This is a genomic window from Rania fehmarnensis (assembly GCF_056494185.1).
On the sequence record NZ_CM151398.1, the window covers coordinates 7,213,433 to 7,231,431 of the forward strand.

At 55.1% G+C, this 17,999-nt stretch carries 14 protein-coding genes and 1 tRNA gene; 11 read left to right on the forward strand and 4 right to left on the reverse strand.

The features are described from left to right. Positions 1-134: 134 nt before the first annotated feature. A tRNA-Ser gene (locus SH573x_RS24460) sits at positions 135-221 on the reverse strand. Positions 222-421: 200 nt separating this feature from the next. Between SH573x_RS24460 and SH573x_RS24465 the strand changes: the two genes are divergently transcribed. From SH573x_RS24465 to SH573x_RS24475, 3 genes are all read left to right on the forward strand, one after another. Further along, positions 422-1,471, forward strand: a complete 1,050-nt coding sequence (locus SH573x_RS24465; protein WP_479350598.1) for an AAA family ATPase — start codon at positions 422-424, stop codon at positions 1,469-1,471. Then, the gene (locus tag SH573x_RS24470; protein ID WP_479350599.1) at positions 1,440-2,342 is read left to right on the forward strand and encodes a DUF58 domain-containing protein; all 903 of its coding nucleotides are present in this window, start codon (positions 1,440-1,442) and stop codon (positions 2,340-2,342) included. Before SH573x_RS24465 ends, SH573x_RS24470 begins: the two co-directional genes overlap by 32 nt. Positions 2,343-2,477: 135 nt before the next feature. Then, entirely contained in the window at positions 2,478-4,598 is a 2,121-nt protein-coding gene (locus tag SH573x_RS24475; RefSeq protein WP_479350601.1) for a hypothetical protein, read from the forward strand. Positions 4,599-4,624: 26 nt separating this feature from the next. On the opposite strand, the gene SH573x_RS24480 is transcribed toward SH573x_RS24475, so the two are convergent. Continuing rightward, entirely contained in the window at positions 4,625-5,260 is a 636-nt protein-coding gene (locus SH573x_RS24480; protein WP_479350602.1) for a phosphoesterase, read from the reverse strand. A gap of 319 nt (positions 5,261-5,579) precedes the next feature. Between SH573x_RS24480 and SH573x_RS24485 the strand changes: the two genes are divergently transcribed. From SH573x_RS24485 to SH573x_RS24510, 6 genes are all read left to right on the forward strand, one after another. Then, entirely contained in the window at positions 5,580-6,311 is a 732-nt protein-coding gene (locus SH573x_RS24485) for a hypothetical protein (RefSeq protein ID WP_479350604.1), read from the forward strand. A 110-nt stretch (positions 6,312-6,421) separates the two neighbouring features. Continuing rightward, complete coding sequence (locus SH573x_RS24490) at positions 6,422-7,861, forward strand: anthranilate synthase component I family protein (RefSeq protein WP_479350606.1); 1,440 nt, start codon at positions 6,422-6,424, stop codon at positions 7,859-7,861. Positions 7,862-7,867: 6 nt separating this feature from the next. Continuing rightward, the gene (locus tag SH573x_RS24495; protein ID WP_479350608.1) at positions 7,868-8,581 is read left to right on the forward strand and encodes an anthranilate synthase component II; all 714 of its coding nucleotides are present in this window, start codon (positions 7,868-7,870) and stop codon (positions 8,579-8,581) included. Between the two features lie 559 nt (positions 8,582-9,140). Then, positions 9,141-9,635: a hypothetical protein gene (locus tag SH573x_RS24500; protein ID WP_479350610.1), complete on the forward strand. Its 495-nt coding sequence runs from the start codon at positions 9,141-9,143 to the stop codon at positions 9,633-9,635. A gap of 1,020 nt (positions 9,636-10,655) precedes the next feature. Then, a complete protein-coding gene (locus tag SH573x_RS24505) occupies positions 10,656-11,369 on the forward strand; it encodes a hypothetical protein (protein WP_479350611.1) in 714 nt (237 codons plus the stop codon). 19 nt (positions 11,370-11,388) lie between these two features. Then, positions 11,389-12,900, forward strand: coding sequence for an ATP dependent DNA ligase (locus tag SH573x_RS24510; protein ID WP_479350613.1), 1,512 nt, complete (start codon positions 11,389-11,391; stop codon positions 12,898-12,900). A 56-nt stretch (positions 12,901-12,956) separates the two neighbouring features. Here the strand turns inward: SH573x_RS24510 and SH573x_RS24515 are convergent, their stop codons facing one another. After that, positions 12,957-13,280: a hypothetical protein gene (locus SH573x_RS24515; protein WP_479350615.1), complete on the reverse strand. Its 324-nt coding sequence runs from the start codon at positions 13,278-13,280 to the stop codon at positions 12,957-12,959. 669 nt (positions 13,281-13,949) lie between these two features. On the opposite strand from SH573x_RS24515, the gene panB reads away from it, so the two are divergent. Both panB and SH573x_RS24525 read left to right on the forward strand, forming a co-directional pair. Then, complete coding sequence (gene panB, locus SH573x_RS24520; RefSeq protein ID WP_479350616.1) at positions 13,950-14,756, forward strand: 3-methyl-2-oxobutanoate hydroxymethyltransferase; 807 nt, start codon at positions 13,950-13,952, stop codon at positions 14,754-14,756. Positions 14,757-14,834: 78 nt separating this feature from the next. Then, positions 14,835-15,938 carry a leucine-rich repeat domain-containing protein gene (locus SH573x_RS24525; RefSeq protein WP_479350618.1) on the forward strand — a complete coding sequence of 368 codons (1,104 nt, stop codon included), beginning with the start codon at positions 14,835-14,837 and terminating at the stop codon, positions 15,936-15,938. Positions 15,939-15,951: 13 nt separating this feature from the next. On the opposite strand, the gene SH573x_RS24530 is transcribed toward SH573x_RS24525, so the two are convergent. After that, positions 15,952-17,964 (reverse strand): TolC family protein, encoded by a 2,013-nt coding sequence (locus SH573x_RS24530; RefSeq protein WP_479350620.1) that lies wholly within the window; start codon positions 17,962-17,964, stop codon positions 15,952-15,954. Positions 17,965-17,999 lie beyond the last annotated feature (35 nt).

Consider the following 17,999-nt stretch of genomic DNA (forward strand, 5'->3'; position numbering starts at 1 on the left):
TTGCCAGTGCCACCCAAGACCCTAAACACAACGCAACTGCTGGACTTAAAAGCTGGACGATCTCGATCGTTACGAGCCCGGGCCGAAAGCCTTGACGGCTTCCGCTACGGGAAAGGCGGTAGGAAAGAAGCAAGCGGATGGGGAGGGATTCGAACCCACGGTACCCGCAAGGGTACGGCGGTTTTCAAGACCGCTGCCTTAAACCACTCGGCCACCCATCCGGCGAGTCGTAAGCCGAGATTCTAACCAGGAGTGCTTGGGGCTTCCAGCCCAGAGTTCCTGTGCCAGGCGGTCGGACAGGTCGCATGGTCATGCGGTTGGTGTGGCAGCTTTGGGCCATCCCATGCATCCGTGGTGGGATTGTGATAGGATTAGTGGACTCCATTGGTATGAGGCTGAAGCGTTAGAAGGGATTGTTTGCATGATTAGTTCGCCGGACCAACCGTTGCCCAGCGACGCGATCGACCGCTTGCAAAAGGCGCGTCAAGAAATTCTGGATCAACTGGGCAAGGCCATCGTGGGCCAGCAAGAGGTGATCGACGAGCTACTGATTTGCTTGTTCAGCCGGGGGCATTGCCTGCTGGAAGGCGTGCCGGGGCTAGCCAAAACGCTCATGATCAGTTCGCTAGCCCGCACGCTGAGCCTGTCGTTCAGCCGGATTCAGTTCACGCCGGACTTGATGCCGGCCGATATCACTGGCACGGAAGTCCTGGAAGAACACAGCGGTGCCTTGCAGCGTCGCTTTATGGAAGGTCCCTTGTTCGCCAACGTTATCTTGGCTGACGAAATCAACCGCACACCGCCCAAGACTCAAGCCGCTCTTCTGGAAGCCATGCAGGAGCGGCAAGTGACCGTCGGACGCACGCGGCATCCGCTGAGCGATCCGTTTTTTGTGCTGGCCACGCAGAACCCTATTGAACAAGAAGGCACCTACCCGCTGCCCGAAGCGCAGCAGGACCGCTTCATGTTCAAAGTGTTGGTGGACTATCCGAAGTTTGATGAAGAGCTGGAAGTCGCCAGGCGCACGACCTCGCGCGCCAAGTTCGACGTTTCACCAGTCCTAGGCGGCCAAGAGATCCTGGAATTGCAAGACTTGGTACGCAGCGTGCCGGTCAGCGATCATGTGATTCGATACGCGCTAGCCCTAGTGCGTCAAACGCGAGTGGGTACCGACGGGGTGCCGGACTTTGTCAACGAACAAATCGGCTGGGGGGCCGGGCCACGGGCCGTGCAGTTCTTAATTCTCGGTGGCAAGGCCCGAGCATTGCTGCGCGGACGCACTCATGTCAGCGTGGAAGATATTCAGGCGCTGGCAACTTCTGTGCTGCGTCATCGCATGGTGGTGACCTTTGCTGCAGAGAGCGATGGTATTACCACCGACGATGTTGTGAAGAAACTGATTGATGCCACGCCAACAGCGGAAGACGAGCTGACTCGCGATGCCCGATTCAAGAAGATTTTTGCCTCCTGAGGCAGTCAAACGTGTCGCGCGCCTCGAGTTACAAGCTCGACAAATCGTCGAGGGTTTTCTCTCCGGTTCGCACCGCAGTCCTTACTTCGGCCAGTCGGTTGAATTCGTACAGCATCGCCAGTATGTAGCTGGCGATGACGTGCGTCACGTCGACTGGAAAGTCTGGGCTCGGCAAGATCGTTTGGTGATCAAGCAGTACGAAGAGGACACCAATCTCCGCTGCGCGCTCTTGGTCGATTCGTCGGCCAGTATGCGCTACGGTCGCGGGGCGTTGAACAAGTTCGACTACGCCTGCACACTGGCCGCCTGCATCGCTTATATGGTTTTGCGGCAACAGGATGCGGTGGGCAGCGTCATGTTTGATAATCGGATTCGGACACGCTTGCCCTATCGTACGGCTCGCAATCATTTGAGCGCCATCTTGGCTTCGCTGGAGGATACCAAACCGGCCGAAAAGACCGACATGGATGCCGTCTTCAAAGAGATCGTCGAGATCTTTCCCAAACGCGGCTTGATGGTGCTGATCAGCGATTTGCTGGGGGCCGAAGAGAGTATCTTGCGCGGCATCTCCACGATGCGTCGAGCGGGTCACGACGTGATGGTCTTGCATGTACTGGATGACGACGAACTGGATTTTCCGTTTGCGGATCCCACACGTTTTGAGGGGTTGGAGACCAGCGATACCTTGACCTGCAATCCCCGCGCGCTCCGCGAAGGATATCTGGAAGCTCTCGAACGATTTCTGGATCGTGTTCGTCGGGCTTGTGCCGCTTCTAAAAGCGATTATTTGCTGATTCGCCCCAGCCAGGCCCCAGACGCTGTGCTCGCCAAGATCCTCAATCAGCGAATGCAGAGCATGCGTCAGCACTAGACACGTGGACGTGTCCACGTGCTTAAACGTTTTGCCAGGCGATCTTCGGGCTACAGGCTTTAAGCACAATTTGGTAAACTGCGGGCTGCTCCACGCTTGAGCGCCACCAATACACACACAGGATTCGTTGTTCCAATGACCATCGACAACTATCAGCCCTGCCCATGTGGCAGTGGCAAAAAGATCAAATTCTGCAAATGCGTTGATCAACCGCAGGAATACGAAAAGCTCGTCAAGCTCATCCAAGGCGATCAGGCGTTGGCTGCCATGGATCGCATCAACCAGCTGCTCGCCAAAACACCCAGCGCCGCCTGGTTGCTGGCCATGAAAGCGGACGTAGCTCTACGTTTAAATGAAGTCGAAACGTTCAAGGAAACAGTCGGCCGCTTCTACAAGCTCAAGCCCGACAACCCGTTGGCTCTGATCATGCGTTCGCTGGTCAGTTTTTCCGAGGGTGAACCGGTGGCCGATGGCGTGCGACTCTTGCTGGAAGGCCTGGCAGAATCGCGCGAATCCGTGCATGAGATATCGCTCGACAGCCTGCAAGTGCTGTGCGTCAGGCTGCGTCAATCACCGGCGGCCACCTTGCGTCACTTCTGGTTGGAACTCATTGAACAGTTGACCAATCGCGAGATTACTTCGGAGCGGATCGATTCTGGTTTGCTGGACGATAGTGTGCTCACCAAAGCGCAGCTAGTTATCGATTCCAATCTCAATGGCAAGCCCTGGGCGGAACGTGCACAAGAGGTGCAATCGTTGGCCGTTGGTTTCCGTTATGGTCAGGCAGAGACCAAGCTGCGTTCGATTCTGCGGGATTACCCCGACCAGGTCTGGCCGCTGCAGAAGTTGCTGGAACTGCAAATGGTGCTGCTCGATCAAGATGGAGCCACCGCGACTGCGCGCAAGCTGAGCAACATTCGCGAGTTGGACGAACTCAATCGCGATTACTTTGCCGCGCTGGCACTGGAACTGGAACCTAACAAGGTCAGCCTCGCGCCCCAGATGCTCTCGCGTTATGTCGAGCTCGAATCAGACGCCGCCGCTCGCGAAGCAATGGGCAAGATCGAGGGCGCATGGCTGGTGCCCAACGAAGCCAGTCGGCAGATGGCCGAAGGGTACGCGCTGAGTGTGCAAGATGAAGTGCCGGCACACGATGTGTATATCATCTACCAAACGCACACATTGTCCGACGGAACCGAATGCGAGTTCAATGTCGGATCGGTAGCCATCTTCGGTCGACAAACCGACAAGCCGACTCGCGCTTTGATCGACATCATTCCCTCGCGCCAATCGGAAGCTTTGTTCCAAAAGCTGATCGAAGTGCTCGCTCCCAAAGCGGAACTGACCGATCCATCGGCTCCGCGCAGAACACACTACTTGGAACTCATCACCCGACCTGCCCAGCGCAAGGGCGATAACCAAGAGTCACCGCTGTCACGTTCGCAGTACCGCGAGATTGTGATCACCAATCTGCTGTCGCTGCCGCTGCCGGCGCTAGACAATTTGACCTTGGTCGAAGCTGCCGAGCAGGAGCCCAAGCGGGCCATGGTTCGCGCCTTCTTGACACATTTGGAATCTTGCCAAAACGTGAATTTGCCGCTGGGAACCATTCCTGCCATTTACGGGCAGTTGAATTTGGCCTGGCCAGAAACCGATCTGATGAAGCTCGAGTCAGCGCCAGCCAGTTCGCTACTATCGCTACTGCGTTGCGACTTGAGCAAGGTTACCGAAGAACAGTTGGTCAAGCTGTTCATTACCTACATCCGTCTGCGACTGGGCCGCGCGCTGTCGGAAGCCGCGCGTGAAGTTCTCGCGCGAGAGAAGACGCCAGCCCTCAATGCCGTACGATTGCCGGCGCTACAAACAGCCAGCCGCGACGCCGAAGATTATCTAGAGCTGCTGAACTTCTTAAGCGAAATCGAAGAGCTGCAAGTTGCCCAGAGACAACCCGTGGGCGAAACAGTTATTCAGCGCTTCGAAGTCTTAAATCAAATTGGACGTATCGACGAAGCACGCACCTATATGCAGCAAGCTGTATCCAAGTATCGCAACGATCCGATCTTGATCAGCTTTATTCAACGCTTGAATCAGCAACTGCAGCGGCAGCGGGGCGGCATGGATGAGGGTGCCATGTTGCAACGCATGAGCAGTCGGCGCACCGAAGCCGACGCCGAGCCGCAGTCGAGTTTGGTCCTGCCAGGCCAAGCAACCGAATCTGAGCCTGGTAAGAGCAAGCTCTGGTTGCCAGGCTCGTAGTCCGCGGCTTGCATGATTCATCCATCTCAAAACTTGATGGATGAATTCAAGATTGATTCATTTGTCGCAGTTAGTTGTTCAATACACAACTGCGACCACGTTTCATAATGGTCTTTGTCAGCCAAGAGTTGTTCGAGGCTGACAAAGCCGCTGCCGATCATCTCGCTCTCGCGGGCTCGAGCATTGGCATTGTCGAGTGTCAGGACATGTACGACGCCTAAATGGACTCGTCCCACTGGGGTCGTGTCATCGAAGATGAAGCCCAGCGGTTGTTCGCTATAGCCGCCCTCAATAATCATCTCCTCGTCTAACTCGCGCTGCATGCCCGAGCGATATAGGTCGGCGCCCGTGGCGTCTTCTCGGGAGATGTGACCGCCAATGCCGATACTGCGTTTGGCATGCAAGCGTTTTTCGCCTTGCCCTGAACCGCGTGTGTACTGAAAGAAGCGACTGGCTGATCGGTGGCCCGACTGCAAAATACAGTAGGGAATCAATTGCTTGAAACTCGGATCTTCTTCAACCTGGCTCCGCGGGCGAAACTCCATGTGCTCGGGATCGAGGATCGCTTCGAAGCTAGCTGGATCAAAAGGTGCGAAGCCGGAAAAATTGCCCAACAACTCCAGTCGTCGCGCTGGAATGACCAGTACATGTTCTTCGCTCAAAGTTCGTATCTCCAAAGATTGTTTGCCGATGTCAACAGTTTATTCGGATTGTGTCATGAGAAGTTATGATGACGCTCGTGGGCGCCTGGTGGACAATTAGCATGCGGACACATCCAATTCGGGATTAAGGGCACTTATCGTAACACAACGATTCAGGCCACAAAAGCGAAGGATCGAGAACAATCTTCTGGAAAGCAGCGCCCTGGATACAGGCGGAATCGAGCCAGATATAGTACACAAGTAAACTACCTTGCTCGGATACGAAGCGTGCTTTAATCCGCATTGAACGTGTCAACGTGCTTAGTGAAAGGACCTGTGTATGGCCCAAGTGCCATTGATTCCTGCTCTTTGGCAACTTCCTGACGAATTTCGACAACGACTCGGTAGTACAGCCGGTCGGCAACGGTTGATGCACAGTCAGGACCAACTATTGCTTGTTCTCCACGATGTCCCGGCAGCCGACGATGTAACGCGAGTCGGCATTCTTTACTGGCGAGATGCAAACGGCCAGTGGCAAGCCAGCAACGGAGCACCTGGCAAAGTGGCTCTCGAGCAGCATCTGCAGCGATTTAGTAAGCGGCTCGAGGAGTTTGATCAACTGGAGCATGCGGCGCAAACAGCCGACGATTATTCGCGCCTGCTGGAAGGTCTGGCGCCGGTGGCTCGATCGCTGAGAAATCTACTGGAGGTTTTCGAAGAAGCCCGCAAAGCCTTGCCGCGGGAACGCAGCTTGATTGACCATCGCGACAGGGCATACGAACTATCGCGGTGGTCGGAACTGCTCTATGATGATGCCAAGAATTCCATGGATGTGGCGGTTGTGCGTCGCGCCGAGGAGCAAGCCACTGCCAGCCATCGCATGTTGGTTTCCGCTCACCGCTTAAACGTCTTGGCCGCTCTCTTCTTTCCATTTGCGACTCTGGGTGCCATCTTTGGTACGACGCTGACCGACAACTGGAGCTGGTCACACTCACCCACACCTTTTGCCCTGTTTATTCTTGGCGGGTTGCTCACCGGTGGGATCCTGGCGGTCTTTATCACGCGTGAGTAACCAGGAACCTCGGGGGTGCCAGGATGCGTATGCTATGCTGCTGTGCATCCTATGATTAAAATTGGCCGTTTACTCAATACTCTCCATAATCGCAGCCTGTTCGCCACCAAGTGTCGCTTGTCACCCAACAGTTCGAACCGCTGGTGCGATCGTTACCAAGCAGTTGGACTCCCGAATATTGTTTCCGCAGGCTAAGTGTCTTGCCAGGTTGTGTCTGGCTGGACAGCAGTCAAACGTTTGGTAATCTCGGACGCTACAGCTACATGTCGGCCGACCCGTTGATGACGCTGCGGATCGACAAGCCGTATCCCGAGGCGCTCGATGGCGTCGCGAATTTCACCGAACGCATTTTTCAGCCAGCCATCGCTGACTTGCCACCACTGCAAGGCGGCTGGTTAGGGTGGTTTGGATACGAACTAGGCGCATGTTTCGAACGCTTGCCGACGTTTCGCTATAACGAGTTTCAACTGCCGCTGGCGGCACTGGGTTTATATGATGTTGTGCTGGCATGGGATCATGCCCGCGGGCAGAGTTGGATTATCAGCCAAGGTTGGCTGAAGAAAGATGCGCAGCGCGCCACGCAAGCCTACCGTCGCATCCAACAGTTTTTAAACAAACTAGAAATGGAGTCGCCGTCGAAAGACCCTCGGCCTCTGACTGTGACCGGCACTTGGCCGCTGCCGATCAGTCGCCTGGCTCCGCAACACCCGACACGCTGGTCGAACAATTGGACCAGCAATTTCTCATCCGAAGGTTATCGCCTGGCAGTCGAGCGCGCGGTTGAATACGTCCATGCAGGCGACATCTTTCAAGTTAATCTGGCTCAGCGCTTGTTGCACAAAGCGCGATGTCCCGCAGCCGATCTGGCTTTGCATTTGAGGGCTACCAATCCTGCACCATTTGCTGGTTACGCTGACTTCGGTCGTGTGCAAGTTATTAGCACATCACCCGAACGTTTTCTGACCTTACAACAAGGGCAAATTGAAACGCGCCCCATTAAAGGCACTCGACCTCGCATGACCGATCCAGCCGCCGATCAAGGCATCGCGCAGTTGCTGCGCAGTAGCCCCAAGGATCGCAGTGAAAACGTCATGATCGTTGACTTGCTTCGCAACGATCTCTCGCGCATCGCCGACCCTGAGAGTATCCGCGTGGCTCAGTTGTGCGAGCTGGAAGGTTATCGATATGTCTGGCACCTGGTCAGTTCGATCGAAGCCAAACTAGAAACGGGTCGTTCGCCCTTTGATCTGCTGCGCGCAACCTTTCCCGGCGGCAGCATTACCGGTGCTCCGAAGATCAGAGCCATGGAAATCATCGCCGAATTAGAACCAACATGTCGCGGTCCCTACTGCGGCAGTTTAGGTTATATCTCTGCCGCAGGTGACATGGATCTGAGCATCTTGATTCGAACGGTGACGGCCTGCGATGGATGGTGGCAGTTGCCCGTCGGTGGTGGTATCGTGGCGGACAGTCAACCTGAACTGGAAGAACAAGAGACCTGGCATAAGGCCGAGGGTATTCTGCGGGCCATCGATCAGCTGGTGGTTTAACACTTCATGATTTTACTGATCGACAACTACGATAGCTTTGTATTCAACCTGCAGCGCTACTTGCGGCGCTTGGGGCAAGAGACCGTGGTTGTACGCAACGATGAGGTACCACTGGCAGACATTGAAGCTGGTCGCTTCGCAGCCATCGTCATTTCTCCAGGCCCCAAAGCACCGCAACAAGCTGGGCAGTGCCTGCAAGTCATTCGCCAGTTCCATCAACAGGTTCCCATGTTGGGCGTCTGTTTAGGACACCAGGCCATCTGCGAAGCCTTCGGAGGTGAAATCATTCGGGCGTCTAAAGCGGTGCACGGTCGCAGCAGCGCAATGCATTACACACCGTCGAAACTGCTGAATGGACTGCCCAATCCTTTTGAAGCTGCGCGGTATCATTCGCTCGTAGCGCGGGCCGAATCCTTACCTGCGGAGTTGCGTGTCATTGGAACTTGCCAGGAAGACAGAGGTCAGTCGATTATCATGGCTGTTGAGCACATCACATGGCCAGTTTTTGGAGTGCAATTTCATCCGGAATCGATCCTTAGCGAAGTCGGTTATCAGATTCTGGCTAACTTCCTGACAATCGCCGGCCTGCCGTGCTCAACTGAATTGCCTCCTTCCGATTTTGATTCTCCAGGAATCTGGTCCAGCTTCCAGCAAAGCGTGCTGGTTGCCGACGAAATGCCTCCGGTCGCGTTACCGGCAATAACACGTCGATCACCTTGACAATTGGAAACTGTGCTACATTGGCCCAACCGAACGTGCCGTCGATTGATGGCCTACACCAGCTTAGCGCATTCGGTCATTTGCTGCTTGGTCGTCCTGCTGAGCTCGCCGTCTTCTGACGCCCACTCTCTGCGCAATACTTTATGCATCAACTAATGTTTGCCCTTGTTCGAACCGGCACTTGCGCCGCCGCGCTGCCGGTGCCTTACGGCGATCGGCACCCGTGGGCAGGTTCGGATAGCAACCGCAGACGAGCTCAGATAAGTGCACAGGACTTGGTCTTTATCTGCGTTCATCTGCGCCCATCTGCGGTTCACCTGTAATGGGCAAGTAAAAGGCAGACCTCAACGTCGTTCGCAAGTCCGAGGAAACGAGCGATCGGCCAAACTTACTTGTGGGTTCGATTGTCGACCAGCTATACTTCAAGCTGGCTAGCCGCGTGCCGAAAACATCGGGAACCAGGCAATCCACCGGAGCCGTCGGCGGTCTCCAACTTACTAACAACATCAATCGCGGCGGCCGCGGTGATTGAAAGCGTTCGTCTTATAGATCAATGAACATGATTGCCGCCAAGCGAACTTCACGAGATTCTGCCGCGATAATCCTGCCTGTCATTATCCTATTTTGCGTCGTTTTCACGTATGTTTCCCTGGCAGCAAATGGGCTAGTTGGCGTCGCCGGAGACATGTCCTCAGATGCGTCTTGGATCGCGCCACCGATTGCGGCAGCACTGTGGATAGTGCTGCTCAAATACATCTACGGGCTCATTCACCCGGTCACCTATCTGACAGAGGTGTTCCCTGACCGAATTGTCCTCTCCGACTCATCGAAACCCAACAATCCAACTATTTTTCGGCGCGTAGATGTTGTGAGGTTCTATGTTCAGCCCCGACAATGGTGGCACAATCCAGACGGATTCTATTCAGTGCTCTGCGAAACACGGATGGGTGAGACGATCGAGATCGGCTGGAATTTTGTTTACGCTAGCACCTCACGACGCTTCTTCGAGGCAGTCAGAGAAGTATGGGGAGAGCAATATGCTCCGGCTAGTTAGGCCAATGCGAAAATTGACGACCCAAGGGTTGCCGACGAAGCCCTCGGTCAGTAGTTTTGACTTGCGTTGAGTCAACCGCTCGGGCTCGCTGAATTTTGTCGTACTCCAGCCACATTGCAAAACGTGAAATGAAACGGCTTTCGATTCGCACGATCCTCGTAGCGATGCTTGTGATTTCCACCGGGCTCGTCGTGTATAAATCGAAGCAAGATCCACTGCGGCCCTATGTTTCATTGGAAAGAATCATAGAAGGGCGAGCTGGGGATCGTGCGTTGAATGGCAATACTTGGGAAATCTACATTCGACCGGATATTGACGGCCCATTCAGAACGAATGGTGATGATTGGGTCGGTACCCTACCATTCCAAACCAACCCTGGTCAACCATTCAAAGCTTGGGTTGACTTAGAATCCGGACGCCGCACATTCGACTTGCCAGCAGTACCTGACCACTCATACTTGGTCATACCGCTTGAGAATCGCAAGTCTGAACAAACAATGCTCATTATGACTAGAATGGATGGGAGGCCAACGACGGAATAGACAGGGGACGAGCCAATAAAGCGGCGTCAAAGAATCTGGAGAACCAAGGCATCCACCGAAGTCCTCGGTCGCGTGTTTTAGCACCTCAGCATCACCTGATCGGACTGCGGTGATTGCAAACGTTCCCGCTGTTAGATGCTCGCAATACTTTATGCGTAAACTAATATTTACTCGTGTTCGAACCGGCACTTGCGCCGTCACCCTGCCGGTGCCTTACGGCGACCGGCAGAGGTTGTATCGGCCTTTCAGGCCTGGACACTGAGTTTGCTTGACTGCAACGCTCCGAGCATTAAGACTTAGCGGCGTAGCCGGCGCTGCGGAAACTCTCCTTATGTTAGAGCGATGGGAACGCAGGCAGAAATTCGCATCTGACTGGTAAAATTTAACGGGCCTGGATACCCGTTCTAAGTTGGGTTGTGTTCAGACTATACTTCGTTCAGTACATTGGCGGGACCATTACTTTTCTTGGAGGAGTCTTGTGGCGGAACTGAGTTTATGCAACAGTGCGGGCCGCGACGCGGTGGTCAGCATGGACAGCGTGGCCTCGCCGCTGCGCGTGCGCTGGCTGGATCCCAGTGGTCGAGCTTCGATGAGCATTCGCTTTGTGAAATCGACCATCGATCACGAGTATCAGGCGCTGCTGGCACAAGCGGGCGATGCGGCGGCGGTCAGTCAGCTGTTGATCGATGGCGACCCCGAAATCGATTTCGAATGGATAGGCAGCTATCTGCAAAACACTTCGCGCGTACTGGTCGATAGCCAACGACGTATCGCGCATGCGGTGCAGCAATTTGAAATCGTGCGCAATCCCGACGGATCCCAACGCGATCGTCGACTGCGAGTCATGCCGCTGCCCAATGTTACGCCTGAAACACCTCTGCGTTGGTCAGGCAAGCTGATCGCCAAAGATGAAGCCCTGCGCAAGTTTGTCTTTTCGACCAAGGTACAACTGAAACACATCAATGGTCTGACTTATGACTTCTTGTATGCCATGGCCAAGGAGCTGGAGGCCAAGCAGAGTTTCATGTTGGTCGGCGCGGGTCCTAAAGCCAACCAACCATTGATCCTGCGGCGCGGCGGTTCGCCGTATCGGGGATTCTTGGAGGGTCGTACATCCGGTGATCGTTATTGCCTGGTGTTGCACCTATCCAATTTGGAATTGAAGAAACCATCGGAGGCGGCCGCCTCCTGAACGGGCAGCCTGAGTCGTTATGGCTAAGAAGAAAGTTGCATCGCCTCAATCGGCCGCTGCGTCCACCAAGAGCGGACCGCTGAATCGGCAACAGATCGAAATCAAGCTGGGTACTTATGGGGTTTGCCCGGCGGCAGCTATTGTCGACCCGAGTCTGTTGCCACGTGTACAAGAGTACAAACGGCAAACAGCCAGTCGCATGATTCCTCTCGATCGCCGCGAGATCGGTAAACGTATCCTGCCGGCCGAGTATCACGCCAGTCGCAAAGTGGACGGCGAGTTTACTGTGCTTGTCTATCGCGATGGCGAGATTTTCACGGTCAATCCTGGTGGTACCGTGCGCGTGGGGCTACCGCTGCTGAGCGAAGCCGAAAAACAACTGCGAGATGCAGGCGTCAAAGAAGCCCTGATCTGTGGGGAACTGTGCGTTGAACATGCCGACTCCAAACGTGAACGCGTGCACGATGTCATTCGATTTTCACGCGCTCCCGAATCGCAAACCGATTTGGATCAACTACACTTTCGTACCTTTGATGTGCTAGAGATCGATGGCCAGGCACCGCCGAACTTCAGCCAGGCGTGGGAGCGACTGCAGAAGATTTTTCAGAAGGGCCAGCGTTGCCGCACGGTCGATATGCTGACGGCTAAGAACTCGGCAGATGTCGAGAAGATGTTCGTCGACGTCGTGGAGACTAGCGGGGCCGAAGGGCTGGTCTTGCGCAGCGAGAGCGCTGGCAACTTCAAAATCAAACCGCGTTATTCGCTAGACGCTGCGGTGATTGGATTTACTGAGTCGACTGGTGACCGACTAGGCATGATGCACGATTTGCTACTGGCCGTAATGCGTCCCGATGGTGCGTTACACGTTCTCTGTCGCGTAGGCGGTGGCTTTACCGATGACCTGCGCCGCGAGTTATTGGCTGATCTGAAGGATCGCGTCGTCGAGAGCGAGTATGCCGAAGTGAATTCGGATCACGTGGCTTACCAAATGGTCCAGCCGCGATGGGTCGCCGAAATTAATTGTCTCGACCTCGTCTCGCAGTCGACACGGGGTGCGCCGATCCAACGCATGACACTCGACTGGGACGCCAATGCGCAGCGTTATCGAGTCATTCGTCGCTTGCCCCTAGTCAGCGTAATTTCGCCCCAGTTTGTCCGAATGCGCGATGACAAGCAAGTCACTGTCGACGATGTCCGCATCGCGCAGGTCGCCGACCTGGTCGAAGTTCCTATGATCGATCGCGACGCGCATCAAATGACTTTGCCCAGCAGCCAGGTGATGGCGCGCGAGGTCTATACCAAGCAAGCCAAAGGCGAATTGATGGTTCGCAAGTTCGTCATGTGGCAAACCAATAAAGCGGAGCTAGCTGAAGAGTATCCCGCTTATGTCATTCACTTTACCGACTACAGCCCGAACCGCGCCACGCCATTGGCTCGTGAAGTGCGGGTATCAAATTCGGCAGAACAGATTCAACAGCTGTGGGAAGCCATGAAGGCCGAGAACATCAAAAAAGGCTGGGAACAAAAATAGTCCACCGGTCACCTCCCCCAACGAAGTAATAAGAAGTTGGGGGAGGCCGAATCGACCTACAGCTGCTCTGGCTCGGCGCCTTCTTGCATCATCTGGCTAGGACGACGGCGACGACGTTTCGATTTGGTGTTGCTCCACTCTTTGGTGAGCGTCTCGAAGACTTCGGGAGATTCGTAGCGAATGATAGACTTGCCCTCGGGCATCGGTCCGATCAAACCACGAAAAATCGGCAAGCCACGCAGCTGCAGATCGGTGCTGCAATCATCTACGCCAATTTGCGTATGCATTTCCAGCAGTGGATCGCTGCTAGGAAAATCGCGAATACGCAGTTTGCCGTCGCTGCCACGTGTAACGACCCGAAAGGTCTCTTTCTTCGACATAGAACCAAATTCCAAATAAATTGCACAAGTCGGCTGCAACCTGAAGGAATCCGTTCCAGGGTCGAGTGTTGGCACATGGTTGAGATTAGTCGATCAAACTTTCAAACCGCGCTCAATCCGTGAATGCCGTTTGAGAGTTACCCCATTGCTGACGTTCATCGTCCTGCTCGAGGCGGAAACTAGCCAATTTCTAATGCTGCCTGCACGTTGCGTATAACTGTTGCAAGCCACTCCTACTCCTACTCCTACTCCTACTCCTACTCCTACTCCTACTCCTACTCCTACTCCTACTCCTACTCCTACTCCTACTCCTACTCGAAATGTCAGCAAGTTGGACTCGCCCCTCCCGGAGCCCGGCTATCGCCGGCTCCGACCTCCCCATGCTGCGCATGGAGAGGTGACAGTCACCTCCCCCGGCGAAGAAGCTGGGGGAGGTCGCAGACGAGGCGTTCAGCCGAAGTCTGCGGGAGGGGGCTCGTTACCGAAGTGGTAGTGTTTTGCAGCGGAGTGCGCCACGCAGTGTTTTCGTAGCAACGAGTTAAAAGCTGTATTGATCTCTTCGCCCTGGGGAGGTCGAATCGAGCGATAGCGACGATTCGGAAGGGGTCCTGAGCCACGAAATACGACTATAATGCTTTTTTCCACACTCACCTTTGGTTCGAGCACTCCATGTCGAAGTCGGAATCCGTCAAGCCTGTTTCCGTTAGTACGCTGAAACAAATGAAACAACGCGGTCAGCGGATCACGGTGCTGACCGCTTATGACTTTCCGACGGCGCGCATTCTGGATGAAGCTGGTATCGACATCTTGCTGGTTGGTGATAGCCTCGGGATGGTCGTTCAGGGTCAAGCTACGACGGTGCCTGTAACGGTGCGCGATATGATCTATCACGGGCAGATGGTGGCTCGTGCGACCAAGCGGGCAATGGTGTTGGTCGATCTGCCCTTTCCGCATGGCCAGCTAGGCCCTAGAGCAACCTTGCGTGTGGCGGCCCGTATAATGAAACGCACCCTCTGCCAGGCAGTGAAGCTGGAAGGTGGTGCCGAACAAGCCGAGACCATTCGTACCCTCGTATCGGCCGGCATACCGGTGATGGCGCACGTGGGTTTGCGACCACAGAGTGTGCATGCTCTGGGAGGCTATAAAGTCATGCGCGATTCCGAGAAACTGATGCATGATGCGCTAACGGCACAAGCGGCAGGCGCGTTTGCCGTGCTGATTGAATGTGTGCCGGGCGATCTGGCCCAGGAACTGACTGGGAAACTCGACGTGCCCACCATTGGCATTGGTGCCGGTCCGCACTGCGATGGCCAAGTGCTAGTGACTCACGACATGCTGGGCCTGACCAGTGGTTACGTACCGAAGTTTGTGCGACCACTGGCCAACTTGGGCCAGCAGATGAAAACTGCCTTCGAGAGCTATCGCGATAACGTTCGCAATGGCTCATTCCCCGCAGCCAACGAATCCTTCGAATAACTCGCCGTACAAATGTAAGGTACGGTGACTGCTTCTTCCTACCCATACGACAACTTCTACAATATGCGAACTGGTTTCATGCGCAAGTTTACTCTACTGCTAATCGTGCTTGGCTCGGCTGCGTACACCGGCTGCGAATCTAAATCATCTTCGCGCGTGGCTGACGCGTCCAATGTGGCCACCCCAGCCGTCTCGGCTGACTCGGCCGAAGCACTCCAAGCTCTCGAGGCGGCCGGCGCCGAACTGACCAAAAACAAAGCGGGTCAGGTGGTGCAAGTGAGCTTCAAAGACAAGCCCATTAATGATGAGGTAGCGGTGCAGTTGGCCAAATTGTCAGCCCTGCAAACCCTCGTTATCAATACCAGTGAGATGAAAGTGCCGGGCTGGCAAGCGATCGGCCAGCTCAAGTCGCTCAAACAACTCGATGTTCGCGAGTGCCGCCTGGCCGACGCTCATTTCAAAGCGGCCGTAAGTGGCCTGGGTGAACTCGTATCGCTGCGCATGTCAGGCAAGAATGGCGAGACAACGGTATCTGACGAAGGCATGTCGGCCTTGAAGAATTGCCCCAAGCTGAAAGTGCTGGCGGGCGATTTTCTATTCATCTCCGAAGTCGGTTTGAGCGAACTGAGCGAGCTGAAGGAATTGCGCGAACTCTACCTGGCAGGCTCACTGGTCGACGACGCTGCTCTGTCAACGATTGCATCGATGCCGAATATTGCCAAGCTGCGCATTGCTAAAACTTCGGTGGGCAAAGAAGGTCTGGAAAAGTTGACCAAGCTGAAATTGGAAGAGCTCGACATTAGTGAATGCAGCAAGATCGACGATGCAGCCTTGGAACCCATCGGCAAAATTACTTCACTGAAGAAGCTAAACTTGTGGCGCAACGCCATCGGCGACCAGGGCGTGGCTTGGTTGGCTCCGCTGGTGAACCTGGAATGGCTGAACGTCGATAACACGCAACTGACCGATGCTGGCCTGAAGTCGTTTGCTAAATTTGGCAAACTAACTTTCTTGCACCTAGGTTCAACAGCCGTATCCGATGCAGGCATGCCCGACCTGGTGCCACTGAAGAGCCTCAATGAACTGAAGGTCACGCGCACCAGTGTCACAGAAGCCGGCGTTGAGCCCCTCAAGCAGGCCATGCCTAAACTTGACATCCAACTTAAGTATGGCGAGCCATAAACGGTTGCCTCGCTTAGGGCTGTGGCGATAGCAGCATGACTTCGGGTAGTCCAGCAGGTGCCAGCGGTTCTGGTACACCTAACTCAACCTGCGTGGTGGCCTGCGGTGTCAGGCCCGACCATTGACTGCCGGCTGAGTTAGAGCTTGGCTCTTTGGGCGAGTCGACCAGCAGCAGGCCCAAGTCTTGCAGGTACGTACCACGGGCGATCAAGAAGTTATTGATCGCAATCGCACGATCTACTGCGGCGATAGAAACCGCGGTCTCTGCATCGGTAGCCGCCCGTTGGGCTTCCAGAACTTGTTCGATCGTGATGGGAATGCCTTCATCGAACTTGCGAGATACAGCACTCAGGTGAGACAGGGCGATTTCGCGACGATCCCGGGTCAAGTCGAGCACTTTCTGGGCTCGCTCGACTTCGGCGATAGCTGCATTGATTTCATGCGAGACTTGTATCTGTTGCTGTTTGAGAACTTCGGATTCTTTATTGAGCGACACTAATGCATTGCGCTGGGCTGTACGTCCAAGTCGCAGACCGACCGGCCGCTGCATTTCAACACCCAGCGCCCACTCTTGCAGCTGGCTGCCCAGAAGTTCGTTGACAGCGTTCTGATCCTGGTCGCGACCAGCGCCGCCGAGGTGGTCGCCGAAGCCCAACACGCGAAGTTCACTGACCAGGTCCACGCGCGGCCGAGCAAAGCTACGCGAAGCCACCAGCTCCATTTGTTTTTGATGAACAAGCAGATTCTGTCTTGCCAGTTCCGGACGTCGCTGCAGTGCCATACCAAGCGACTCCGACGCATCGAAGGTCAGCGGTGCATGACTGGCGCGATCAACCGGTCGCAATATCGTTCCGTCATAAGCGGGCAAGCCGATCAGATAACGCAGCCTGCGTTCCATCGATTCGACACCGGGCTCGGTGCCACTTAATAGCGCACCGCTAGTGCCCAAGATGCCGGAAAGTGTACGATCAGGGCTACCCACAGCCGCATTGTCGCGAGCGATTTGTTGCGCGAGGTAGCGATCGCGAGCCAGAGCTTCTTCGTCAGAATCGATCAGCCCCTCTGCCTGTTTCTTCTTGGCCGCTACCCACAGCTCTTTGGCGATCTCCAGTGCATCGTCGGTGGCCGCCATGCGTTCATACGCAAAGCACAACAACCAGTAACTTCGCACCACATTGCCGATGTAATCACGCACAGCAATTTCGAAATCATGCTGGGCGATATCCTGACGCACTCGCGCAATGAAGATACCGTTGTAGACACCGGGCTGGGCATTGGGACCAGCAATGAGATTGAAATCGCGACCACTGCCCAAGGCCAACGGATGCCGAATGTCACCACCTAACGCAACGGTATACGCACTTGAAAAGCGATTGGGCGGAACGCCGAGATCATCGCGGCGATAGTTGGCAAAATTGGTGAGGCCCACTTGCGTACCGGTGGTAAAGGTGCGGCGTGCGCCAAGTTGAAAGTCACTTTGGTTTTGGACGATTTCGGTATTGCTGGATAACGGTACAAACTGCTGCAGACCACGGTTGTTACGTCGACCAGCGAAGCTACCGATCAATTGTGCATCGAAGGCACTCAGCGCCGCATCCACCCCGCCGCGAGGGTCACTGCCAACGAGTACCGGGTTGAGATTGCTGTTGGCGAAACCTGGCTGCGTCACCACTCGTCCACCGAGATCGCGAATGACCGTACTGTTGGCCAACGCGATCTCTACAGTTTGTATGAGTGACACATCGCGATATTGCCGAGGTCCCGTGGCAGAATACCCGGCTGACACTATGCCTTGATTGTGGTGAGGGACAGTCCCTGCTCCCAAAGTCGTCCATTGATCTTCGGCCACAGGCGTCGATGCCGACGCCTGCATCACCGCCGATGGCGGCTGCAAATAAACTGGCATCGGTGGAGGCAAAGGTTGAGCAGGCTGGCCACCGAAAGGTTTGCCGGCGCAAGCTCCCAATGCAAGCACTAGACCAATCAAGGTCACGTGCCCAATGAACTTTCCTCCAGATCGAAGCATCCTTGGCCCCTGGTGCCCGTCTCAAAAACGACATT